The organism is Pseudomonas sp. ef1, from assembly GCF_007293365.2.
Taxonomy (GTDB): Bacteria; Pseudomonadota; Gammaproteobacteria; order Pseudomonadales; family Pseudomonadaceae; genus Aquipseudomonas; species Aquipseudomonas siliginis.
On record NZ_CM129815.1, the window covers coordinates 4,952,964 to 4,975,564 of the forward strand.

The 22,601-nt window shown below is 58.9% G+C and carries 30 protein-coding genes; 25 read left to right on the plus strand and 5 right to left on the minus strand.

Annotated features, from left to right (window positions below; translation table 11 throughout):
- Nucleotides 1-67 precede the first annotated feature (67 nt).
- The 3 genes from FEE99_RS22500 to FEE99_RS22510 all read left to right on the plus strand — a co-directional run bounded on the left by FEE99_RS22500 (nucleotide 68) and on the right by FEE99_RS22510 (nucleotide 2,401).
- On the plus strand, nucleotides 68-838 hold the full coding sequence (locus tag FEE99_RS22500; protein WP_237143816.1) for a S24 family peptidase: 771 nt from the start codon (nucleotides 68-70) through the stop codon (nucleotides 836-838).
- A 73-nt stretch (nucleotides 839-911) separates the two neighbouring features.
- Nucleotides 912-2,033 carry a hypothetical protein gene (locus FEE99_RS22505; protein ID WP_064361110.1) on the plus strand — a complete coding sequence of 374 codons (1,122 nt, stop codon included), beginning with the start codon at nucleotides 912-914 and terminating at the stop codon, nucleotides 2,031-2,033.
- Entirely contained in the window at nucleotides 2,033-2,401 is a 369-nt protein-coding gene (locus FEE99_RS22510) for a hypothetical protein (protein ID WP_064361109.1), read from the plus strand. The genes FEE99_RS22505 and FEE99_RS22510 overlap by 1 nt, the downstream gene beginning before the upstream one ends.
- Before the next feature lie 72 nt (nucleotides 2,402-2,473).
- Here FEE99_RS22510 and FEE99_RS22515 read toward each other — a convergent pair whose 3' ends face one another.
- Entirely contained in the window at nucleotides 2,474-2,788 is a 315-nt protein-coding gene (locus FEE99_RS22515) for a DUF1654 domain-containing protein (protein WP_064361108.1), read from the minus strand.
- Between the two features lie 536 nt (nucleotides 2,789-3,324).
- Between FEE99_RS22515 and FEE99_RS22520 the strand changes: the two genes are divergently transcribed.
- The 12 genes from FEE99_RS22520 (at nucleotide 3,325) to FEE99_RS22575 (ending at nucleotide 8,571) form a co-directional block, all read left to right on the plus strand.
- Nucleotides 3,325-3,558: a hypothetical protein gene (locus FEE99_RS22520; RefSeq protein WP_143978972.1), complete on the plus strand. Its 234-nt coding sequence runs from the start codon at nucleotides 3,325-3,327 to the stop codon at nucleotides 3,556-3,558.
- Nucleotides 3,559-4,007: 449 nt separating this feature from the next.
- On the plus strand, nucleotides 4,008-4,247 hold the full coding sequence (locus tag FEE99_RS22525) for a hypothetical protein (RefSeq protein WP_143978973.1): 240 nt from the start codon (nucleotides 4,008-4,010) through the stop codon (nucleotides 4,245-4,247).
- A 506-nt stretch (nucleotides 4,248-4,753) separates the two neighbouring features.
- The gene (locus FEE99_RS22530) at nucleotides 4,754-5,158 is read left to right on the plus strand and encodes a hypothetical protein (RefSeq protein ID WP_064361106.1); all 405 of its coding nucleotides are present in this window, start codon (nucleotides 4,754-4,756) and stop codon (nucleotides 5,156-5,158) included.
- Nucleotides 5,155-5,361 carry a hypothetical protein gene (locus FEE99_RS22535; protein WP_064361105.1) on the plus strand — a complete coding sequence of 69 codons (207 nt, stop codon included), beginning with the start codon at nucleotides 5,155-5,157 and terminating at the stop codon, nucleotides 5,359-5,361. Before FEE99_RS22530 ends, FEE99_RS22535 begins: the two co-directional genes overlap by 4 nt.
- Nucleotides 5,343-5,537, plus strand: coding sequence for a hypothetical protein (locus FEE99_RS22540; protein WP_143978974.1), 195 nt, complete (start codon nucleotides 5,343-5,345; stop codon nucleotides 5,535-5,537). The genes FEE99_RS22535 and FEE99_RS22540 overlap by 19 nt, the downstream gene beginning before the upstream one ends.
- Nucleotides 5,534-5,659, plus strand: coding sequence for a hypothetical protein (locus FEE99_RS22545; RefSeq protein ID WP_256675347.1), 126 nt, complete (start codon nucleotides 5,534-5,536; stop codon nucleotides 5,657-5,659). The genes FEE99_RS22540 and FEE99_RS22545 overlap by 4 nt, the downstream gene beginning before the upstream one ends.
- Before the next feature lie 157 nt (nucleotides 5,660-5,816).
- On the plus strand, nucleotides 5,817-6,146 hold the full coding sequence (locus FEE99_RS22550; RefSeq protein WP_064361103.1) for a hypothetical protein: 330 nt from the start codon (nucleotides 5,817-5,819) through the stop codon (nucleotides 6,144-6,146).
- 41 nt (nucleotides 6,147-6,187) lie between these two features.
- Entirely contained in the window at nucleotides 6,188-6,916 is a 729-nt protein-coding gene (locus FEE99_RS22555) for a hypothetical protein (RefSeq protein WP_064361102.1), read from the plus strand.
- Entirely contained in the window at nucleotides 6,913-7,476 is a 564-nt protein-coding gene (locus FEE99_RS22560; RefSeq protein ID WP_064361101.1) for a siphovirus Gp157 family protein, read from the plus strand. Before FEE99_RS22555 ends, FEE99_RS22560 begins: the two co-directional genes overlap by 4 nt.
- 7 nt (nucleotides 7,477-7,483) lie before the next feature.
- Nucleotides 7,484-7,726 carry a hypothetical protein gene (locus tag FEE99_RS22565; RefSeq protein ID WP_064361100.1) on the plus strand — a complete coding sequence of 81 codons (243 nt, stop codon included), beginning with the start codon at nucleotides 7,484-7,486 and terminating at the stop codon, nucleotides 7,724-7,726.
- Nucleotides 7,723-8,187, plus strand: a complete 465-nt coding sequence (locus FEE99_RS22570) for a hypothetical protein (protein WP_047301322.1) — start codon at nucleotides 7,723-7,725, stop codon at nucleotides 8,185-8,187. Before FEE99_RS22565 ends, FEE99_RS22570 begins: the two co-directional genes overlap by 4 nt.
- Before the next feature lie 75 nt (nucleotides 8,188-8,262).
- On the plus strand, nucleotides 8,263-8,571 hold the full coding sequence (locus tag FEE99_RS22575; protein ID WP_064361099.1) for a hypothetical protein: 309 nt from the start codon (nucleotides 8,263-8,265) through the stop codon (nucleotides 8,569-8,571).
- A gap of 20 nt (nucleotides 8,572-8,591) precedes the next feature.
- Here the strand turns inward: FEE99_RS22575 and FEE99_RS22580 are convergent, their stop codons facing one another.
- Nucleotides 8,592-8,939 carry a hypothetical protein gene (locus FEE99_RS22580; protein ID WP_143978975.1) on the minus strand — a complete coding sequence of 116 codons (348 nt, stop codon included), beginning with the start codon at nucleotides 8,937-8,939 and terminating at the stop codon, nucleotides 8,592-8,594.
- Nucleotides 8,940-9,058: 119 nt separating this feature from the next.
- Between FEE99_RS22580 and FEE99_RS22585 the strand changes: the two genes are divergently transcribed.
- The 9 genes from FEE99_RS22585 to codA all read left to right on the plus strand — a co-directional run bounded on the left by FEE99_RS22585 (nucleotide 9,059) and on the right by codA (nucleotide 16,426).
- On the plus strand, nucleotides 9,059-9,535 hold the full coding sequence (locus FEE99_RS22585; protein ID WP_064361218.1) for a hypothetical protein: 477 nt from the start codon (nucleotides 9,059-9,061) through the stop codon (nucleotides 9,533-9,535).
- A gap of 118 nt (nucleotides 9,536-9,653) precedes the next feature.
- On the plus strand, nucleotides 9,654-10,247 hold the full coding sequence (locus FEE99_RS22590) for a DUF1566 domain-containing protein (protein WP_064361096.1): 594 nt from the start codon (nucleotides 9,654-9,656) through the stop codon (nucleotides 10,245-10,247).
- Between the two features lie 57 nt (nucleotides 10,248-10,304).
- A complete protein-coding gene (locus tag FEE99_RS22595) occupies nucleotides 10,305-10,781 on the plus strand; it encodes an HNH endonuclease signature motif containing protein (protein ID WP_143978976.1) in 477 nt (158 codons plus the stop codon).
- A gap of 62 nt (nucleotides 10,782-10,843) precedes the next feature.
- Nucleotides 10,844-12,184: a DNA cytosine methyltransferase gene (locus tag FEE99_RS22600; RefSeq protein WP_143978977.1), complete on the plus strand. Its 1,341-nt coding sequence runs from the start codon at nucleotides 10,844-10,846 to the stop codon at nucleotides 12,182-12,184.
- A 395-nt stretch (nucleotides 12,185-12,579) separates the two neighbouring features.
- Entirely contained in the window at nucleotides 12,580-12,963 is a 384-nt protein-coding gene (locus FEE99_RS22605; RefSeq protein WP_143978978.1) for a hypothetical protein, read from the plus strand.
- A 63-nt stretch (nucleotides 12,964-13,026) separates the two neighbouring features.
- Nucleotides 13,027-13,239 carry a helix-turn-helix transcriptional regulator gene (locus FEE99_RS22610; protein WP_024013576.1) on the plus strand — a complete coding sequence of 71 codons (213 nt, stop codon included), beginning with the start codon at nucleotides 13,027-13,029 and terminating at the stop codon, nucleotides 13,237-13,239.
- A gap of 63 nt (nucleotides 13,240-13,302) precedes the next feature.
- Entirely contained in the window at nucleotides 13,303-13,659 is a 357-nt protein-coding gene (gene queD, locus FEE99_RS22615) for a 6-carboxytetrahydropterin synthase QueD (RefSeq protein ID WP_007915588.1), read from the plus strand.
- A 245-nt stretch (nucleotides 13,660-13,904) separates the two neighbouring features.
- The gene (gene codB / locus FEE99_RS22620; RefSeq protein WP_041477240.1) at nucleotides 13,905-15,176 is read left to right on the plus strand and encodes a cytosine permease; all 1,272 of its coding nucleotides are present in this window, start codon (nucleotides 13,905-13,907) and stop codon (nucleotides 15,174-15,176) included.
- Nucleotides 15,177-15,190: 14 nt separating this feature from the next.
- Nucleotides 15,191-16,426 carry a cytosine deaminase gene (codA, locus tag FEE99_RS22625; RefSeq protein ID WP_143978979.1) on the plus strand — a complete coding sequence of 412 codons (1,236 nt, stop codon included), beginning with the start codon at nucleotides 15,191-15,193 and terminating at the stop codon, nucleotides 16,424-16,426.
- 129 nt (nucleotides 16,427-16,555) lie between these two features.
- Here codA and FEE99_RS22630 read toward each other — a convergent pair whose 3' ends face one another.
- Nucleotides 16,556-17,536 carry a DeoR family transcriptional regulator gene (locus tag FEE99_RS22630; RefSeq protein WP_041477243.1) on the minus strand — a complete coding sequence of 327 codons (981 nt, stop codon included), beginning with the start codon at nucleotides 17,534-17,536 and terminating at the stop codon, nucleotides 16,556-16,558.
- A gap of 244 nt (nucleotides 17,537-17,780) precedes the next feature.
- On the opposite strand from FEE99_RS22630, the gene FEE99_RS22635 reads away from it, so the two are divergent.
- A complete protein-coding gene (locus FEE99_RS22635; protein ID WP_041477246.1) occupies nucleotides 17,781-18,932 on the plus strand; it encodes an MFS transporter in 1,152 nt (383 codons plus the stop codon).
- 85 nt (nucleotides 18,933-19,017) lie between these two features.
- On the opposite strand, the gene FEE99_RS22640 is transcribed toward FEE99_RS22635, so the two are convergent.
- Both FEE99_RS22640 and FEE99_RS22645 read right to left on the minus strand, forming a co-directional pair.
- Complete coding sequence (locus tag FEE99_RS22640; RefSeq protein WP_041477247.1) at nucleotides 19,018-21,444, minus strand: TonB-dependent siderophore receptor; 2,427 nt, start codon at nucleotides 21,442-21,444, stop codon at nucleotides 19,018-19,020.
- 98 nt (nucleotides 21,445-21,542) lie between these two features.
- Nucleotides 21,543-22,526, minus strand: coding sequence for a FecR family protein (locus tag FEE99_RS22645; protein ID WP_041477248.1), 984 nt, complete (start codon nucleotides 22,524-22,526; stop codon nucleotides 21,543-21,545).
- Nucleotides 22,527-22,601 lie beyond the last annotated feature (75 nt).

Below are 22,601 nucleotides of genomic sequence, written 5' to 3' on the forward strand. Positions count from 1 at the left end.
GCTAAACGGAAGCGATCATCTGCAGATGGATATAAATCAACTACGAGTGCGGGCTCTGAAGGCAGTAATGGCTGGGGCTTCGCAGAAAGATTTCGCCAATCAGCACGGCTTGGATGCGTCGTATCTGTCCCAAATACTTAATGGGCACAGAAACCTCGGGGAGAAGGCTGCGGCTACATTGGAAGACAAGATCGGCTTGACTGCTGGAAGTTTGGTCAGCCCTGCTGCGCCAGACTCGGCGCCGGCATCGGCGAAGCCTGGGCTCTCTGCAATTGACCAGCTGAAGGCATCGCTCGCTAAGGTGAAAGGCTTCTCCAGTGAAGCGCGTGAACGCATAGTCGCGGCCGCCGAAGAAGCGGACAGCCAGCCAGAAAATTTTCTGCCCGCGAATCTTTCCAATCTTCGACCTACGAACGACGAGATCCTGATCCCTCAATACGACATCCGTGCCGCAATGGGCCACGGCCAGGTTCCGCCTGAGTACAACGAGGCGGTCCGCAACCTTGTGGTGCGTGAGGCGATCTTGCGCGAGAAGGGAGTGACGTACACCTCAGCCGGTGCGCTAGCCATGATCACCGGCTGGGGCCAATCGATGGAAGGCACGATCAATGACAAGGATCTGGTGATCGTAGATCGCGGGATAAAGGAGTTCGTTGGCGAGGGAATTTATGTGATGACCTGGCACCAGGAGCTATACATCAAGCGTGTCATGCGCCTCGACGAAGACAATTACCGCCTGATCTCGGACAACCAGCATTACGAAAACCAGACCGCCCGGATCGAAGACGTGACGATCCACGCCAAGGTCCTGTTCATTTGGAATGGGCGCAAGGCCTGACACCTGGCAGTTTTTAGCGTGCGGTGTGCTCGCGCCGCGAAAACCGAGCCATCACCTGAGATAAGGAAGTCATATGAAGAAGCCATTTGTCGCACCGCGACTCGTCGGCGCAAGATTTGATGACCACACGATCCCACTTGAGCTGCTAAAAGACTTGGCAGCGCTGGAAGAGTTCGTGGTGGCCGTAGCTAAATGGAAATTTGTTCAGCAGCATGGCCGGGTTCGGACGCCGAAGGGATTTACGGATCACTTGTCGATAAACCTGTCCTCGGTCGGAGAGGGAAGCGCTGTCCCCAACATCGTGATTGAATACAATGATCCTACTGCGGGCCTTTTTGCTGCCGCCAATGAGGATTATTTTTTCCAGGCGGTGCAGTCGATTGGTAATGCGATAGACGCCGCCGAGCGTGGCACTCCGATCACCGAACATATACCCGCAACGCTGCTTGGATATTTCGACAGATTCGGCAGAGGCTTGCGTGATGGGGAGGTATTGGAGTTTCGACCGGGAACTGATAGACCTGCTAGGCTCTCAAAACTAACCCGGCGAAGACTTCTGCTAGCGTCACAGAACCAGGTTCTCACGGATGAAGTCACCGTCCGCGGCTTGGTGCCTGAAATAGACCAAGCGAAAATGAGTTTTGAGCTGCTCCTGCCTGATGGCAAAAAGATTACCGCGAAGATGGATGCAATACACCTCGACACTATCCTTGAAGCTACGCGCGGGTTTCGTGAGGGGCTTAAAATTTCAGTATCTGGTGTTGGTCGATTCGACCGCACGGAAAAGCTTCACTCCCTGGACCTTATAGAGGACGCTGTGATCATCGAATCGAATGATCCGCTCGCACGACTGGATGAGCTCAGACTTTTACGAGTCGGCTGGCTTGACGGTCGCGGCGTGGTCCCAAGCCCTGAAGAGTTTGACTGGATAGAGTCATTTTTTAGAGATCAGTACCCAGCCACTCTGCCCACGCCATTTATTTATCCCACTGCCGAAGGTGGCTTCCAGTTTGAATGGAGAACCGGCAATCAGGATCTCAGCCTCGAAATTATTCCGCAGAACAAAACGGCTGAGCTGCACGGCCTCAATATCAAGGATGGTGCAGACACATACATGGAGCTGAATCTCGAAGCCAGGGCTGACGTCGATTCGCTGATAGATTTCATTTCCAAAGCAGCAAAGGGTGAAGTGTAATGGACGATCAAACTCAGTTGCTGCGACAGGTTCACCCAAGCTTTGTGCAAGACGGAAAAATTACATCTCAAGTTTTCCGTCCGACTCCGAAGGATGACAAGAAGCTCTCTTCTTATGATGGTGGATTGATCACTCCAGAGGCTTCATACGCTCACTTCACTGCCAGGGAAGATTGCCGATCGGCGGGCGTAGTTTCTATAACTACAGCCGAATGCCAAGCGCTGGGGTTGCCGGCGTTATCCGATCCGGAAGAGTTTCCGGAGCACGTTCTGATCGATTTCAGTGAGTTCGAAAAGAAGGAAATCGAGAAGAAAGCGAAAATCCTAAGGGCGAATGCGGAATCGCGCGACTGGCTCTTTAAGCCATAACTGCGAGTCAGCAACGCACAATCATCGCCTGAATCACAAAGCCCGCCATACAAGCGGGCTTTTTAATGCTCGTCAGAATGGCGCGACCTCCTCCACCTTCATGAACTCGTCAGGCACTTCGGCCTCATGATCATTTTCGGATGACGCCTCCCACTTCAGCGTCACCGACTCGTCGTCGTTGAAAGTCATGTCTATGCCGTCCGTTTCGGCCAGCAAGCCCATCACCTCGTCCCACTCCCTATCACCGTCGCTGTCCAGTCGATGAATCGTCACGCAACGCAGATCCTGCGCGAACGGATGATTGATCATTGACGACACCCTAAGGCCCAGCCGCTCGATCCCGCTCATCTCCTGGCGTACTGCTGGTTTCGCCTGCTTCTTTGCCATTCAAAATTCTCCTTTTTTGTGACTGTATATTCATACAGTGGTCTGACGATCATAGCCGGACATTTAGCGAAATGTAACCACCTTTAGGTTGAGACCTACCGATAGGGGAGATTGCCATCCGCAAATAATTTAGCATTTGCTATTGACGCATGAATTAGCGATTGCTAATTTACACCCATCGCAGCGACACACAGCCACTGCGAAGGGCCTCGAAAGGGCCTTCTGCTTCAACCGCTCTTTAAAAACCTGATGGACGCCGAGCTGGCCGATGCATAGCCAGCGGACGTACCGCGCAACGGTACGCAGCGATTCGACCTAATGTCGGCGCTGGGCATAGGAGACCTCATTCGGAGGGCGTAGCTGGAGAGGCTGCGTGGTGGTGAGTAAGCGTTTGGCCTTGGGACCTTGATCCCCTGTCGCGCTGAAAGTCATCAACGGGAAAGCGACCGTTGGCCTATGCAAGAGAGCGATACAAACAGATTTCCTCGATACCCTTCTTGCGAGGGGTATCAGGGAAATCAAACCGGAGAAAGGAAATGAACGAAGAGCAGATTGAGCGGTTTCGCCAGATCGTTCAGGAGATCGCGACGGATGAAAGCGTCACTTTTGATGAGGCTTTCGCCATCGCTTCGAACCACCTGGCCTACTGGGTGAGCGAAATGCCTAAAGGCAGAGCGTTCGCTGGGGGCGGTAGCTCGTCTCAGGCTGGTCGAAGCCAGCCAGACCAGTCGCTTGACTCTGAAACAAACACTGAAGGATCTGCTGGGTAGGAGAAAGGGGCGGCAAGAGCCTTAACTTTCTCCCTCAGCTCAAAGGTGCTCAGCGAGTTTGCTCCGTAATAGGTGCCAGGCGGCATCCTGAGAACCCCATTATCCCCTTGGACTGTTCTCTTGAGCCCAAGCGCTTCCAGAGCCTTATGTAAGTCTGCGTATTCCTCACTGTCAGCTTTGAAAATCTCAACCCGCACCATGTAATTCGCCATCACTACATTCCTTGTTTCGACTGTGGAAGTCGAAGCATATGGGTTTCCCTCGACTGTGGAAAGCGAGGAAACAGGGAGCCTGCCCCTGTAAAAACAGGTCACTAAATCAGATTCAAGCCAGTGACGGCCGCCAGCAGCGGGTCACGGTGAGCAGATTTACTGATGCCGCTTCGATGAGGCGGCATTGGAAATCGAACATGCAATACTGATCACATCGAAAACAGATTGGAGGTCAAAGTGGAAGCCAGCGAATTCATGGAGCGGTTAATCGCCAAAGCAGGCGAGTTCGGCGAGTGGAACGTCGTAAGGATTGTCGAAGAACATCGCGGCGTTGAGATTGAGCCGGGTTTCTGTTGGAACGAAGCCCGCAGCTCAGAGGACGATCCGGAGCTCAAGCGTGGCTGGCTCTATTTCGCCATGGGTGGCGGCAAATATGTACTCGTTCGTTATATGGATCTGCCTAGCGGCAGGCGATAGAAATAACTGAACAAATCAAGCCCGATAACTTCGGGCTTTTTTGTGCCCGATCCTCTCTATGAGAGCGCATCGGTCTGCACTCAGCGTTACTGCCATAACGTGGCTGGCAGGCCGCCCATAAGTAGCTTGGGTTGAGTGCAGATCGATGCGGACGAAACTGCGGCCTATAACCGCCCACCTGCATCACCGCAAAACGCAGATGAATGCCCGGGCTGACGGGCAAGTGTAAGACCTGAGGGATCGCGGGAATCGTGGCCGGTAGAGTGAGTAAGCGCCCAGATGGCCACGGCGAGTCCAAGAATAAGCGGTTGAAACCTTCGCCCCGGTGAAACTCCGGTGTCACTAAGGCCGCTAATAGTAATGCCGGGATCAGCTCCGGCCATCTGCACCCACCCTACCCCGACAAACCCCGAATGCACTCCCCTCCGCGCCCAACGGCAACCAGCGGAGCGGATGAGTGCATCCGAGTTTTGTTGGATCAACACCCCGCCACTCTGGAGACGACCATGTCAGCTCTACGCAAGCCCATCCCGGAAGACGACTTTCTCGACACGGAGGCAGGTCAGGAATGGTTGACCGAGTCGATCGACGATCTGCTTTATCGGCGCCACGTCGAGGCACCAAATCCAGTAGGCCGAAGTAAGGTTCTGGTCAACGCAGACCACCTGCCGGAGGCGCTGGCGGATTACATGGCTGCGAACCCAGACCCAGATCGGTACATCGAGAAAATCCTGATCGAACTGATCAGGCGGCAAGACGGCGGGGTTCTGCACACTTGGGCCATTGAAGCCGTCGGCGGTGACCCGCAAATCGTTCGGTCGCTCGCCGCCGACTTGGTTGCCGTGCACGCCAACGAATACCGCGACACCAAGCGCGAAAGCGATCTCGTCGAGCAGGAGTGTGGGTTTTGAGTCCCCACGTCCTTATTGGCGAAGAGTTGGAGATCTTGCAGCACCCAGAAACGCCGATCAGTTGGTCGCTGATGATTCAGAAGACCATCAGCGAAATGATGACCGACGAGCGCATCACCATCGAAGAATTCAACCACTACTGCGGGCGCCTCAACAAGATTGTTGCCAGGCGCAAGGAGTCGTCATGTCTACCCCAATCGTGAAATCACTGGTCGATGAGCAGCTCGACGAAATCGGACGCCGCATCGCGATACTCGGCTTCGGCCTGCCCTTCAACGAGGTTATCGGCCGCAAGCGCGAGGATCTGGTCGACAGCCTCCCGCAGCGCCTGTCGGTGACCATGAAAGGCGGACGCATCGCTGTGAGGACTCGGCCATGAAAATCATGTTCTGGTGTCTTGCCGCTGGCCTGCTGGTGGTTATGGCTGCTTACAGCGCGGCTCGCGATTCCTCCGGCGTGTGCCAGGTGCCGCGCTCCACCACCTACCAAGTATTCCGATGACCGGCCGGCAGATGGCCCGCCGGGTTCTCATCTGGCGCGGATCGTTTCCGGTCCTCGCGATCTACACCTTCTTGATGCTGCTCAGCGCCCTCGCCGACCGCATCACCTCCTGACTTTCAACTTCAAGCGCTGCGCACGTCGCGGCAAGGATTTTGTCATGCCTGAATCAAGCCACACACCCGGGCCGTGGAAAGTGGTCGATGGGCATTACCCCGGCTTTATCAAGATCATTGGCGCCTCTTTTGAGCCATCGATAGTCCTGTCAGCAACTGATTTGGACCTTGCAGACTATTGCCGCCGTACAGCTGATGCGCGGATTATGGCTGCCGCGCCTGACCTTCTGGTCGCAGCACAAAAAACGGTAGATGCCTGGGCGAAATTCATTGCCTCTTTTGACTACGTTCCGGGCATTGGCGATCGAGCCGAGGACATGGAGTTCCGAGAGATCCTTGAGCTCCGCGCCGCCATCAGCAAAGCCACAGAATAACCCTCCCACAGCGCCCCTCTCCGGTGGCGCGGAGAACAGTCATGTCCGATAAAAACATGCAGATCTGGAACCGGGTTGAAAAAACCGATACCAGGTTCACCAAAGACGCCAAGGTCGGCGGCCAGCAAATCACCAGCCTGAACGGCACGGCCATGATCATGAAGGCCACCGAGGTGTTCGGCCCGGTAGGCATTGGCTTCGGCTGGAAGGTCACCGAAGAGCGTTTCGACAAGGGCGCCGAGATGTTTGTTGGCGAAGGGGACAAGCGCGCAAGCCTGGGATTCGAGCTGAACCACACGGTCAAAATCCTGTTCTGGTTCAAGATCGACGGCGAGCGCGGTGAGCTGGAGCAGTACGGCTGTACGCCCTACCTCTACAAATCGAAGTTCGGCACCACCACGGATGGCGAGGCGCCGAAGAAGTCCCTCACTGACGCCATCAAAAAATCCCTTTCGATGCTCGGTTTCAGCGCCGACGTATTCCTGGGCATGTTCGACGATCGCGATTACGTCCAGCAGCGCCAAGAAGAGGAAGCGATTGAGCAGGCTGTCGACAAGGATGCCGAGATTGCACGGCAGGCGCAGGACCGGCTCGACTATATCAAGTCGGTCATCGACACCATGCAAGGCGCCAAAACCCCGCACGAACTCAAGAAGATCCACGACACCGCGGTCCGCCAGCTCACGCTGCGCAAGGACGAGAAAGGCGCAGCCCGGATTTCCCTTGAATGGAAAAAGCTCTCTGAGCCAAAACAGGAGACTGCAGCATGACCCAGCTCTACGCGCTGACCGGCAAGCTCGCCGAACTTCAAGGGATGGCGGACACCGACGACGAGGGCCTGAAAGAGGCCCTTCAGCACGCAATGGACGAGATCCAAGGTGAGTTCGAGGTAAAGGCCGACAACATCGTCATGCTGCGCCGCAACATTGAAAGCGACGTGACCGCCATCGACACCGAGATTGAGCGGCTGACCGAGCTCAAGCGCATCAAGTCCAACAGCGTTGCGCAGATCAGCGATTACCTGCGCCGGAACATGGAAGCCGCCAACCTCAAGTCGATCAAACGCCCGCTGTTCACCATCACCTTGGCCCTGGGCAAGGAGAAGGTAATCGTCGACAACGAGGACGCGGTGCCAGACGAACTGACATCCGTGAAAACCAGCATTGCCCCGGACAAGAACGCGATCGCCGCCAAGCTCAAGGAAATTCGCGAGCACAACGAAGCCGTGCGCAAGCGCATGGCCGCCGGCGAAGACGCAGAACACGAACTGATCGAAGAGCCCGCCTATGCGCATTTGGAACGCGGCGACAGTTCGATCCGGATCAAGTGAGGCCAGCATGATCAGCAACCACCTCAACCTCGTCGAGCAGCACCGACCTGACTCCGAGTCGATCGCTGAGCGAATCGCGCAATACCTGGCCGCTGGCGGGCGGATCGATCAACTGAAAAGTCCGCCGCGCAATCCACTCCCACCGCCCCGCTCGAAGAAAATAGACCCTGAAACGGTCCTCAAGCGGCGGCCGAAGCTGACATCGGCCGCCGAACGCAAAGCACTGCGCAAAATGGCGGACTCGCTATGAAGTCGAAACGCAAACCGAACAACGGTTTCGCCCGGGCTGAACGCAGCTGCCGGGCGCTGCTGCGCACCAACCACGTCGCTGTGGTGAACATCGACCCCAGCGGCAGCCAGATCATGGCGAACTGGAAGAGCTGCAAGCAGATCCGCAGTCTGGCGATCGCCAACGCGATATTCGACTTCTCCTACCGCTGGACGATCTACATCGCCGCCATGTGTCGAGACGAGCGCGGCGCCGAGTACATCAAGTCGGTGGAGATCTCGCCGGAGGGTATTTACAAGGTCGAGCGCCTGACCGATGCCATCGAGCATTACTACCTGGAGCTGCGCAACAGCGCGAACCCGAACCATCTGGTTGCGTCAGGCTGGATTGCCATTCCCGACGAGATATCGATGGATGAAGCACAAGCCGCGAAGCTGTTCTACGCCGCCGGCGCCTGGCATCAGGTGAAGGTTGCAGCGTGAGACGTTTTCGCACCCAGCAACGCAAACGACAGAATTGGCTGAACTTGCCGGCCAGCGGAATTGAAGAGGTAGGCCATGGCCAAGAGCAACGCGCAATTGCAGAAGGACAAGCGAGCCAAGGAGAAGGCGCTGCTCGACCGGATCGGCGCAGAGAAGCGATCGCTGATTGTTTCGAAAGCGCTTGATGATGCGCTTCGGGTTCTCGCCGAGCGCCACGGCTTCGAGGAATGGCAGGAGACGGTGTCGACGTTCATCATCAATCTGGCCGCAGCGCCGGCTAGTGATTCGGAACGTTTCGTGACTATGTCGCGACCGGAATTATTGATTAAGGAAAAGTGGTCGCGGCAACTAGAGGCATTCGCCGCGACGGGCATCGAGACGTAGCCGCAGACGATGAAATCACATCACGCTGCTTTGTCGCAAAGGGCGATCAGCATCGACATTAGGTCTGCCAAACTTATGCCAGCTTTCAACCAAGCTGCAATACCAGACCCATCGATCAATTCCCTTTTCCGCTCCACTGGTTCATCGCGAATCGCGACAAGGCCAGATACGAGACTCTCAAGGTTTTCGCGAGGAACATCTGGTTTCAAGCCAAGATCTTCGGGATTACTTCTGCTGTAAAAATCAAAAACATTCTCTACTTCGAAGAGCTTGTTTCCAGATCCAGAAAAATCCAGTGGCATGTCGTCCGGGGCTTTGATTAACGATTTACTACCGATAACAACATTGTTATTGAACTGAATCTTCATTACTCCGCCCTGTTTTTTCCGGCTACATGGCCAGCTTCTGTAATAACCCAATTCGATCAATCAAGCCAACCAAATTGCCACCACCGGTCACGGAAGGCGGCGCATACCCGGAGAAAACCATGACTCAACATGCACAGCAATCCGTAGTCGACGCCGAACTGCCAGAACGCGGTCAACCGCTCGCCGGTGGCACCTTCGTAACCCGCTACTGGCTGAACGGCGAAGAGCGCGCCTTGGTGCTGCTTGACAACGAACTGATCGGCACGTGGGGGAAGTACGGCGAGGACGTTGCCGGCGCCAAGAGCCTCAGTGACGGCGCCGCCAATACAAGCGCCATGGCCGAAGCTGGCAGTGATATCGCCATCAAGGCACTGGAGCTGGATGCGCACATCCCGTCCTACCTCGAAGGCGCTCTGTTGATGGCAGCGAAGGCCGAAGGCTTGGTCGACCTGCGCGAAGATCGCTGGCACTGGCTGAGTTCGCAGTTCTCCGCCTACAACGCCTCCAGCCTGGGCTTTGGAGTTGGCTGGCTCAACTCCGACGCCAAGCACTACGAGCGCGTTGCGCGCCCGGTCCGCAGCCTTCCTATTCAGTAATTCATTCCTTCATTGCTTTTATGCAGGCGATTCCCGGGAGTGTCAGGACGACGCTCAGACCAGAAGCTTGCCGGGTAGCGCCGGCAGCCTGCGCCCAATTCGTTCACAGGAGCATCCAATGCAAACGAATCAACTGACCACCTACACCCGTGGCGATCTGATGATCAGCAGCCCAGATGAATCGGTGGTGCTCAAGCTGGCTTCTCTGGCGATTGGCGTCACGCCGACCGCTGCCGCAAGCGACATCCCTGCTGTAGGTGAAATCTGGCCCGGCGAAGGTGGTGTGAATGGCGGTTTGTTCCCGGGCGACGGCAAACCCTATTACCTGATCGTGCCGACCGGTGCGGATGCTGAAGGCGTTTTTGAATGGGGTGGCTACGGCAACGAACTCAACGGCGCCAAAAGTGCCTGGGATGGTCGAGCCAACACGGACGACCTGATCGGCGCCGATGACTCCTACCCCGCCGCTCAGTTCTGCGCCGCCTTCGAGCGCGAAGGACACAAAGACTTTCATCTGATGTCCCGTCGTGAGGCTTCGTTTCTGGAAATCACGCTGGGCGACAGGGACGTGTTCAGTAAGCGCTATCACTGGACCAGCTCGCAGTTCTCCGCCCACAGCGCCTACCTCATGGACTTTGAAGATGGCTGGCTCAACGGCTACGTCAAGCTCAACGAGCGCGTTGCGCGCCCGGTCCGCAGACGCTTTATTTGATCCTTCAATCCTTCATTCATGGGCGCGATAGCGCCCTCGCTTTTCAAGGAGGCCAGGATGGCAAAGAAGGTTTCTTCGAGCCTGTATGACCGACTGTATGACCGAGCAATCGTTGATGGTGACTGCCTGCTTTGGCAAGGCGCTACATCCGGAAAGTCGAAATACGGCCAAATCCGAATTGATGGGCAGAAGCAAAGGTGCCACCGCGTTTCCTACCAGCTACACAAGGGCGATATCCCCGAGGGAATGATTGTGATGCACTCCTGCGATACGCCTCTGTGCATAAACCCGAGCCATCTTTCGCTTGGCACGCAGGTCGAAAACATGGCGGATATGCGCTCCAGGGGCCGCGAGCATCAAAATCAAGGCGAAGGCAACGGGCACTCTTCACTGTGCGCTGCCGACGCTGCGGAAATCCGAGCAAGCTACCAGCGGTACAGCAGGGATTTTGGATCGACAGCTATGGCAAAGAAATACGGCGTTAGCGATCAGGCAATTCTGGACGTCGTAAGCGGCAAGACCTGGTCAACCTGATCACTTAGGCCGAACACAAATACCCCACTTCTACGAATCACGCCAGCCGGCGAGGATCCCCTATGGAAATCACTTACGGCTCGGTCTGCTCAGGCATCGAGGCGGCAACGCTTGCATGGAAGCCGCTCGGCATGCGGGCGACCTGGTTCGCAGAGATCGAAGCGTTCCCCAGCGCGGTGCTGGCTCACCACTACCCGAACACGCCGAACCTCGGCGACATGACCAAGCTCGGGGCCCTGGTGCTGGCCGGCAAGATCGCCGCACCGGACGTACTCGTCGGCGGAACACCGTGCCAGGCTTTCAGCGTGGCCGGGATGCGCGAAGGCCTCACGGACCCGCGCGGCGCCCTCACCATCAAATACGTGGAGCTCGCAGATGCAGTTGACTATGTTCGAGCAGGCCAGCGAAAGCCGGCCTGCGTCATCGTCTGGGAAAACGTCCCCGGCGTCCTCAGCGACAAAGGCAACGCCTTCGGATGCTTTCTTGGCGCGCTTGCTGGGGAAGACTGCGAACTGCAGCCTTCAGGGAAGAAATGGCCGGACGCTGGTTGTGTGTATGGACCCAAAAGAACAATCGCGTGGCGGATCCTGGACGCCCAATATTTCGGCTTGGCCCAACGACGCCGCCGTGTGTTCGTTGTCGCAAGTGCTCGAGACGGGTTCGATCCCACAACAGTACTTTTTGAGCGAGAAGGCGTGCGCCGGGATACTGCGCCGAGCCGAAACCAGGGGGAAGAAGTTGCCGGAACCATTGCAAGTCGCACTGGCGCAGGTGGCTTTCCAGGAACAGACGAAGCCTGTAGCGGATACCTTCAGGCAGTCGACTTAAGGAACGGATCGATCACTGGCGATGTGACTCACACCGTTCAGGCCGGCCATCACGCACCGGACCCAGGCGGAACCCCGCATGTAATTGCCATTCACGGCACGCAAGACCCTTGCGTAGCGATCGAGCAGGCGCACACGCTCGGAAGGAATAGCGGCCAAGAAAACGCAATCTTCTGTCGAGAGGTCGCGCAGACCATAACAAGCAACTACGGCAAGCAGCTGGACAACACCAACTCAGCTCTTGGGCCGAACGTCGTCACTCACGCCATTCAGGCAGGAGCCATTCGGGTGAATCCACAAAGCGGGCCGGATGGCGTAGGGGTACAGGCAGATCACGCCTATACGCTTGAGGCTAGGGCAGAAGTTCAAGCCGTTCAAATTGGGCTCTCTGTTCGCAGGCTGATGCCGAAGGAGTGCGAGCGCCTTCAGGGTTTTCCCGACGACTACACGCAGATCCCGTGGCGAAACAAGCCCGCCGACGAATGCCCGGACGGGCCGCGCTACAAGGCGATCGGCAACAGCAAGGCGGTTACCGTCGTTCGCTGGATAGGCCGGCGCCTTCTGCAACAACTCTGAACTCCCCCACTCCACCGCCCGGGCATGGCCCGGCATAGGACGCCACATGCCCGCAGAAAAAATTGAAACATTCCCATATGCGCGCCGAAAGATCGTTGGCGAAACATGGATTGAGGTCGATAGGGTCGTGAAGTCGACAAAGACCAAGAACACAGAGAAATCTGTCATACACCGAGAGCGCCATCGCGCCATCGTCCTTGAATGCGGGCACGCCATCGAGGTGACTCGATTCCGCAAGGTTCCGGCCAGCAACACCATTTGTCATGAGTGTGACAGGCCGAGAGCCGAGGCGGAACGAGAAAAGCTCATTGCAGCCCACCGAGCTTCAGTCGCTCCGCAGTAACCCCCTCCCCCAACTCAACAGCCTGCCGGTGTACGGCGGGCGAGGAATTCGCATGCCCGAAATCACTTGTGAGCATGGACATAAGCAGAGCATCGGCACGGACGCATGGGTAGCCACGCTGACACTGGACCAGATGCGCTACGCCCGCGACCAGATGGCCGAGAAGATCAAAGCGGCCGAGGCGCTGCCTAGACGCACGATCTGGCGCGTGTGCAATGGCAGTAGTTGCGTGGGCAACTACCGAGAGGAGGACTTCGAGAAAGCCGCCAATCACCTGCTCCGCATCTTCAAAGAACCATTCATGGCAGAGGCAGCGGAATACGTTGCCAAGCCCTACGGCACCGAAACATTCAGGCGCCAGCTCCCGAGCATCGAAATCGAGCGGGTCACTCAGCACGAATACGACACCGAGTGGTTCCCAGCCAACCCCGAATAACCACCTTCTGCCGCCACGCGCGGCATAAATTCAAGCCAAGCCGAAATCGGCGAGGAGTTTCAAATGGCAGCGACAGAAAACATCGATCGTTTCCTGCGCCTCGACGAGGTGCTTCACACAACCGGTCTTGGCCGTAACACGGTTTATCGCCGGATCAGGGAGGGCACCTTTCCGAAACAGGTTAGAATAGGACCCAACTCGGTCGCCTGGCGTCAGTCTGCTATCTCGCAGTGGATGCTCGATTTGAACCCCAGCAACGACCAATCAGTACATTGATCAGTACACCAGCAACTGACAATTCAACAGATCCCGCTAAATTCAAGCCCTACAGGTCATACCGTGGAAATCTTCAAAGAGTTTACTTTCGAATCCGCCCACCGCCTGCCGCACGTCCCGGACGGCCACAAGTGCGGCCGCCTGCACGGCCACTCATTCAAGGTCGCGCTGCACCTGAGCGGCGACCTCGACCCGCACACTGGCTGGATTCGCGATTTCTCCGAGATCAAAGCGATTTTCAAGCCGCTGTATGAGCGCCTCGACCACAACTACCTGAACGACATTCCTGGCCTGGAAAACCCGACCAGCGAAGTGCTGGCCAAATTCATCTGGAATGAGATGAAGCCGTTGCTGCCGGAACTCAGCGCGATCCGCATTCATGAGACGTGCACCAGCGGCTGCATCTATCGCGGCGAATAAGCAACAGATCTCCCCGCCCCTGTGGGAGCGAGCCTGCTCGCGAAAGCGTCGTTCCAGTCAATTTATTCGGTGACTGACACTCCGTATTCGCGAGCAGGCTCGCTCCCACATTGGGCTCCTGGTGCTTTCAGTGCACTGCTTTTGCGCTGAAAACCCCAGTCGCGTCTCCACATTCGGTCACTTGCGCCGCTTGGCACGACCGCTGCAACCCTTCTGCGTCTTCCCCTTCCAGCAAGGACTGCCCCATGACGCAGAACGCCTCCGGCAACGATTACCCGCTCAGTGAAGTCCCCATGCACGCGCGCAAAGGCCTGGCCTCGACGGCGATGGTGTTACTGGGCTTCACGTTTTTCACTGCGACCATGTTTGCCGGCGGCAAGCTCGGGGTCGCGTTCGGTTTCGCCGAGATGATGGCGGTGATCATTGTTGGCAATCTGCTGCTGGGCCTTTACGCGGCAGGGCTGGGTTACATCGCCTTCAAGAGCGGCCTCAATTCTGTGCTGATGGGGCGTTTCTGTTTTGGCGAGGTCGGCAGCAAGCTCAGCGATCTGATTCTCGGCTTCACCCAGATTGGTTGGTACGCGTGGGGCACGGCGACGGCGGCGGTGGTGATCGGCAAGTATTTCAATCTCGATGAAAGCACCGTGCTGGTCCTGATGGTGCTGTTCGGTCTGGGTTTCTGCGCTACGGCGTACATCGGTTATCGCGGACTGGAAATTCTCTCGTACATCGCGGTGCCAGCGATGATGTTGCTGCTGATGCTGTCGATGTGGGCAGCGACCGTGAAAGTCGGTGGCTTCGAAGGCTTGCTCAGCGTGGTGCCGACCGGTTCGCTGGACTGGTCGACAGCGATCACCCTGGTGTTCGGTACCTTCGTCAGCGGCGCAACGCAAGCCACCAACTGGACGCGATTTTCGCGCTCGGCAAAAGTGGCAGTGCTGGCCAGCCTGATCGGTTTTTTCATCGGCAACGGCCTGATGGTGCTGATCGGCGCGTACGGCGCGATCGTCTATCAACAGCCGGATGTGGTTGAAGTGCTGCTGTTGCAGGGCTTCGCCATGGCCGCGATGGCCATGCTGTTGCTGAACATCTGGAGTACGCAGGACAACACCATCTACAACTTCGCCGTGGCCGGCTGCAACCTGCTGCGGACCGGGCGGCGCAAGACCGTGACCCTCGGTGGCGCGGTGATCGGCACTCTGCTCGCCCTGCTGGGCATGTACGACATGCTGGTGCCGTATCTCATCCTGCTCGGCACGGTGATTCCGCCGATTGGCGGGGTGATCATGGCTGACTTCTTCTACCGCTGGCGCGGGCACTATCCGCGTCTGGCCGACGCACGGTTGCCAGCGTTCAACTGGCCGGGCCTCGGGGCCTACGGGGTCGGAACCGTCGCTGCGTTCAGCTCGCCCTGGGTCGCGCCGCTGGTAGGGATCGCCGCTGCCGCGCTAACGTATGTCATCGTCACCGGTGTGCTGGGCGCGCGTCGCGTCAGCGCACCACTACAAGACCTATAAAAAGGATTTGCCTGATGCACATCATCAACGCCCGCCTGCGCAACCAGGAAGGCCTGCACGAATTGCACCTCGAAGACGGCCTGATCCACAGCATCGCCCGTCAGACCGAAGCGCCGACCCTCGGCCCGGATGACCTCGATGCCGGCGGCAATCTGGTGGTGCCGCCCTTCGTCGAGCCGCACATCCACCTCGACGCCACCCTCACCGCCGGCGAGCCGCGCTGGAACATGAGCGGCACGCTGTTCGAAGGCATTGAATGCTGGGGCGAGCGCAAGGTCACCATCACCGAAGAAGACACCAAGGTCCGCGCCAAGAAAACCATTCAGGCCCTGGCCGCCCACGGCATTCAGCACGTGCGCACCCACGTTGACGTCACCGACCCGCAACTCACCGCGCTCAAAGCCATGCTCGAAGTGCGCGAGGAAAGCCGTCACCTGATCGATCTGCAAATCGTCGCGTTCCCGCAGGAAGGCATCGAGTCGTTCCGCAACGGGCGCGAGCTGATGGAAGAGGCGATCCGCATGGGCGCTGACGTGGTCGGCGGCATTCCGCATTTCGAGTACACCCGCGATCAGGGCGTCAGCTCGGTGAAGTTCCTCATGGACCTGGCCGAGCGCACGGGCTGCCTGGTCGACGTGCATTGCGACGAGACTGACGATCCGCATTCACGTTTCCTCGAAGTGCTTGCCGAAGAAGCGCGCAGCCGCGACATGGGCGCCCGCGTCACCGCCAGCCACACCACGGCGATGGGTTCTTATGACAATGCCTACTGCGCCAAACTGTTCCGCCTGCTCGGCCATTCCGGGATCAGTTTTGTTTCCTGCCCGACCGAAAGCATTCATCTGCAAGGACGTTTCGACAACTTCCCGAAACGCCGGGGCGTGACCCGCGTCAACGAACTGCTCGAAGCCGGCATGAACGTGTGTTTCGGTCAGGATTCGATCGTCGACCCGTGGTATCCGCTGGGTAACGGCAACATTTTGCGCGTGCTTGAAGCCGGTCTGCATATCTGCCACATGCTCGGTTATCGCAACCTGCAAAGCGCGCTGGATCTGGTCACCGACAACAGCGCCAAAGCCATGCACCTGGGCGAGCGCTACGGACTGGAACAGGGCCGGCCGGCGAACCTGCTGATTCTCTCGGCGGACAGCGACTACGAAGTGATCCGCAGCCAGGGCCTGCCGCTGTATTCGATTCGCGGCGGCAAGGTGTTGATGAAGCGGCAGATGCCGGTGGCGGAGTTCAGCTGAGATTGCGCTGGGGCTGATGGCCTCATCGCTGGCAAGCCAGGCTCCCACAGGTTTTGTGTTGAGCACATGATTGGGCCCTCATGCAAAACCCTGTGGGAGCCTGGCTTGCCAGCGATAGCGTCGGCCGAATCAATCCATCAACCGCGCCGTGCCAAACAATCTGACGCGCAGCAACTCCCCTTCCGAAACCTCAAGCAAAACCGGTGCGGTGCCACCCGGCATGACCACCCGCACTTCTCCCGCCTCGACCCAACCCACCCGCCACGCGGCACACGCGACCGCACTGGCGCTGGTGCCGGATGACGCGGTCGGTCCCTCACCACGTTCGAATACCCGGGCGATAATTTGCTGCGGCGACGCCAGCGCGGCCCATTGCAGATTGACGCCCGCCGGGCAGGGATTGCCGGCACCGGTAGGCATGGCATAGGCAATTGCCGTCAGCCTTTCGTTCAGCGGTGATTCAAGCATCTGCTCGTTACTCGGCAACATGGCCGGATCGCTTAGCAGCGTCACGCAATGCGGATTGCCGATGCGTACGAACTGGCTGTGCTCCCAGTCAGGATCGAGTTGTGCCAGGAGCTGGACATGGCTGACGTCGCGATTGTTGAACTGAACGCTTTCAACCGTATGCGCACCCACAACCTCCGGGCCAAATTTGGGCCGGCCGAGGTCGAGCCAGAAACCGCGCACGCCTTCGACCTCGGCGGGTCTCACCGAGGTTTCCAGCGCCTCGCCTTTGTCATGATGAACGCGCAGCATGGCGCGCTGCTCCGGCATCAAGCCTTGCTCGGTCAATGCCTGAGAAAAAATCGTCAGACCGTTACCGCTGCGCTCGGCGAGGCTGCCGTCGGTGTTGACGATCAGCACATCGAACGGCGCAGATGCCTGGAACGGGCCGATCAGCAGGCCGTCACTGCGGTGAGGCTTGCTGTTGGCCGGGCGCTGGCCGTCGGGCCAATCGCAGCACAGGGCGATAGCGGCTTCGCTCCAGTGCTGCCGAGATGCGGCGCAGGCGTCGGCGCTTGTCGGCAACGCGATTCCGGCCTCGCGCAAGGCTTGGGGAGAGACCACGGCGTAGATATTGCCGCGTGCGTCGTAGAAGCTCGTCATGCCTTGTTCCCATATTCCATGCTGGCGAAAATCCGACTGTAAACCGCAAACCAGTGTGGGAGCGAGCCTGCTCGCGAAGGCGGTGCGTCAGTCCACAATTCCTTATTTGACCCACCGCTTTCGCGAGCAGGCTCGCTCCCACAGGGTAGGATGTTCACCGTTATGCCCCGAAAGGCCTGAGATCGAACCTCAACGCCGTCAGAATGTCACTCGGGATGCAGTTGTTTTTTTGCCAAGGATCGATATGACCAGCCTCAACCCCCAAGACACGTTCGTCCCCGGACGTCTGCAACAGATGTCCACCCGCGTCGCTTTTTTCATTGCTGGCCTCGGCATCGCCGCCTGGGCGCCGCTGGTGCCGTATGCCAAGGCGCGGGCCGGGCTGGATGAGGGCACGCTGGGGTTATTGCTGCTGTGCCTGGGCGTAGGCTCGATTCTGGCGATGCCGCTGGCGGGGATTCTTGCCACACGTTTTGGTTGCCGACGTGTGGCCACCGCCGGCACCTTGCTGATCTGCGCGGCACTGCCGTTGCTGGCGACGGTGTCGTCGATCCCGGCGCTGATCGCCACATTGTTCATGTTCGGCGCCGGTCTCGGCACGGTGGATTCGACGGTGAACCTGCAAGCAGTGATCGTCGAGCGCGCCAGCGGCAAGCACATGATGTCGGGGTTCCACGGCCTGTTCAGCCTCGGCGGCATCGTCGGTGCGGCGGGTGTCAGCGCCCTGCTCGGCCTCGGGCTGACACCGCTGGCAGCGATGCTGGTCGTCGTCGTGTTGCTGATCGGCGCCTTGCTCAAGTGCGTGCCGCACATGTTGCCCTACGGCAGCGAAAGCTCCGGCCCGGCGTTCGCCATTCCCCATGGCATCGTGCTGTTTATCGGCGGCATGTGCTTCATCGTTTTCCTTACCGAAGGCGCGGCGCTGGACTGGAGCGCAGTGTTCCTCGCTCAGGAACGGGGGATCGACACGGCTTATGCGGGAATGGGTTACGCAGCGTTTGCCCTGACCATGACAGTTGGTCGTCTGCTGGGTGACCGCATCGTGCGCAAGCTGGGGGCTACGCGGATCATTCTGTTCGGCGGTCTGTTGGCGGCGGCGGGACTGTTTCTCGCCACCTTCGCGCCGAGCTGGCAAGCGGCGCTGGTCGGGTATGCGCTGGTCGGCGCCGGTTGCTCGAACATCGTGCCGGTGCTGTACACGGCGGTGGGCAAGCAGACGGTGATGCCGGAGAGCATCGCGGTGCCGGCGATTACCACGCTGGGTTATGCAGGGATTCTCGCCGGGCCGGCAGTGATCGGTTTTGTCGCCCATGCCAGCAGCCTGAGTTTTGCCTTTGGACTGATGGCGGTATTGCTGGTGGCTGTGGCGATCGGCGGCAAAGTCCTGAAGGTCTGAAAGCTTCGCGAGCAGGCTCGCTCCCACAGGGTTTCAGTGGTCCATGTGGGAGCGAGCCTGCTCGCGAAGAAGGCACCGCGCTCTATCAGAAGCCTACGCTGGCCTGCACGAAGAACGTGCGCGGTGCGCCGACATACATCCCCGAGTTGTTGTCGCTGGAGCGGGTGAAGTATTGCTTGTCGAAGACGTTCTTCACCCCGGCACCGAGCTTGAGGTTCGACACCTGCGGACCAAAGTCATAGCCGCCGCGCACGTTCCAGGTCACGTACCCTGGAATGTCACCGTACTGCCCGTCTGCTGTGCCTTCGGTGATGTAGTTGCCGTTGAAGCTGCCATCCGCATTCACACCGGTGCCCGGCGAGCGCTGTTTCGATTGGGCGAAGCCATCGATGTTGTACGTCCAGCGATTGATGTCGTAACGCAAACCGACCGTCGCAACCTGCCGCGAATAGAACGGCAGATCGCGGCCCTTGAAGCCGGGGATCTCGCCTTCATAGGTGGCGCGGGTGTAGGTGAAACCGGCGTTGGCGGTCAAACCATCGAGGCGCGGATCGAGGGCGGCCATGTCGTAGTGCGCCGAGGCTTCGATGCCCTGGTGCTTGGTCGCGCCGAGGTTGGTCCAGCCGACGTCGTTGCTGATGTATTGCAGTTCGTCATCGAAGTCGATGTAGAACAGCGTCACCTCGCCGCCCCAGACATCATCGTTGTAACGCGTGCCGATCTCGTAGGTCTTGGCCTTTTCCGGCTCCAGACCGTTGGCGGTGCTGTCACCCGAACCGCCCTGGCCGAGCTGGAAATATTGCAGGCTGCCGAACGAGGTTTCGTAATTGGCGAACAGCTTCCAGGCATCGGACAGGTGATACATCACGCTCAGCGCCGGCAGCGGCTCATTGCTTTCGATGCTGCGGTTTTTCTCCGGTACCGGGCGGCCAGCGGTGTCGAGCACGGCGCGGTCATGCCAGTCGGTGCTGATGTGTTCGAAGCGAATGCCCGGGGTGATGGTCCAGTTGCCGACGTCGATCTTGTTGTCGACATACACCGAATTGGCCTCGGTGCCACCGGTGCGATCCTGGAACACATGGCCGTCGGAAGTCGGCGTGACCACTGGCTGATTGTTGACCAGCGCCAGACGACTCGATTCTTCGTGCATGGCCTCTTTCAGATAGCGATAACCGACGCTGACTTCCTGAGTGGTCGGGCCGACATCGAACACCCGCGACACGCGCGGTTCGATGCCCAAGGTGTAGTAGGAACGCGGGTACGAGCTGAGGGTGCGCTGATCGCGCGCGGCGATGGTACTGCCGCGAAAGCTGTCGGTGTAATAGGTGAGAATTTCTGCCTGGGTGCGCTCGTCGATCTGGCGGATCCACTTGAACGACACGTCTTTGCGCCGGCCTGTGAACTGGTCGTAATCACGCACCGACTCGTACGGTTTGTCGTCGTACTGACGCTGCGTCAGGCCACCCGGCATGTCGGCACTGGCGTCGTAGTAGTGGAAGTTGAGGCTGAAATCGTCCTGATCGGTCGGCGCCCAATGCGTCTTGAGCAGCACGTCGTCGATGTCGTTGCCGTTGTTGCGCTCGCGATAGCCGTGGCCGTTGACGCCGGAGTACAGCAGCGCGACGCCCATGCCGTTGTCGGCGGTGCCGCCAAGGAATGCGGTGTCGATGTGTTTCCAGCCGCCGTACTGCGTGGTTTCCAGAGTGGTGCCGATTTCGCCGGTGGTTTTCTCCGGAATCGCGCGGGTCACGAAGTTGATCACGCCGCCGACGTTCTGCGGCCCGTAGCGCACGGAACCGGCGCCACGCACGACGTCGATGCTGTCGAGGTTGCCCGAGGAAATCGGCGCCATCGACAGTTGCGGCTGGCCGTACGGAGCAAACGCGGCAGGTACGCCGTCGATCAGCACGGTCGAGCGTGGAGACAGGCGCGAAGTCAAACCGCGTACGCCGACGTTGAGGGAAATATCACTGCCGCCGGTGCCATTGGAGTCCTGCACCTGTACACCGGGCACGCGTTTGAGCACGTCGCTGACGTTCATCGCGCCCTGCTCGACCATCGCTTCGCGGCGAATCACCGTACGTGCGCCGGGGTGGTCCTGCACCACCGCAGCGTCCGCGTCACCGAGCCAGTCGCCGACCACTTTGATGTCGGTCACACCCAGTTCCAGCGGGCCGTTGCTGGCTGCGGAAGTGGCGGCCGGGGCGAGCGTCACCGAGCCTTCATTGATCTGATAATCGAGACCGCTGCCTTGCAGCAACTGCCGCAGCGCCTGCTCTGGCGAAAGGTCGCCGTCTACCGCTGGAGCTTGTTTGCCGGCCACCAGCTCGGGGCTGAAAAACACCTGCAGCGAGGTTTGCTGGCCCAGTTCGCTCAACGCCTGGCCCAGCGGTTGCGCGCGGATATGAATGGCTTCAGCGGCAAACGCCAACGGCATCGCGGCGCTGACTGCCAGCGCGAGAGCCAGTGGCAACCAAGGGGATTTTTTATTGTGGGTTGTGGTGATGTTCACGTCGTACGGAGTCCTGTGGATCGCAAGAGTGTGCGGCTGTTAATGCAAACCAGTTGCAGTTGAACAGGAAGACGATGAACGGGGAAAAAACCTGAATGCTATCTGGAAATTATTTCCTGACTGCCATCGGCAAGGGTGCGCACCGTCACCGGCAGGATGCTCGGCAAGGCTTTGAGCAAGGCGTCGGTGTCGTCGGATTTGAACACGCTGGTCAGGCGCAGGCTGGCCACGTTCGGCTGGGTTACGGTCAGGGGTTTGTCGCGATAGCGCGATACTTCCGCCGCTACTTCGCCGAGGCTGGCGTTGTTGAACACCAGTTTGCCGTTGCGCCATGCGGTCAGCTGCGCCGGGTTGACCGCGTAAGCCGGCAGCACTTGGCCTTGGGCATCGACCGCAGTGCCGAGGCCTGCGGTGAGGTTGATGAACTCGTTGTCCGGGGCAGCACTTCCCTGCACCTTCACCGTGCCCTGCTCCACCGCCACGCGGGTTTGCGTGGCATCGCGGCGCACATCGAAACGCGTACCGGTGACTGTGACCTTGCCGCTGCCGGCTTCGACAATAAACGGACGCGAGGCGTCGTGTTCAACGCTGAACATCGCCTCGCCCGCGCTCAATTCGATAACCCGTCGATCCTGCTCATAACGCACCTGCAAGCGGCTGCGACTGTTCAGATCGATCAGCGAACCGTCCGGCAACGCCACATGTTTGCGCTCGCCCGGCGCCGTGGCGAATTCAGCGCGGTAACCGCCCGGATGATTCAGCCCGCTGAACAGGCCAAGCCCCAGCGCAACGGCCAGAACACTCGCGGCCACGGCATAACGCAACAACGGCCGGCGTTGGCGGCGAGCTGGCGGAGTTTCGGCAAGCGCCTGCAGACGCGACGTCGGCAGCAGATCAGCAGCCGCCCACAAGTCCTGGAGCAGGCGGAATTCTGCACGGTGCTGCGGATGCGCGTTCAGCCAGGCGTCGAAGCGCTGCTGTTGCTCGACGCTGACATTCGGTTCCTGCAAACGCACGAACCATGCCGCCGCCTCGTCACGCACCGCCGCTTGCCCACAGGCGCAATCTCTCGTCTCCATCATGGAATATTCTGTCCGGCTGAGGTTGAGACCAGGCACGCCCCCCTGTAGGAGCTGCCGAAGGCTGCGATCTTTTCG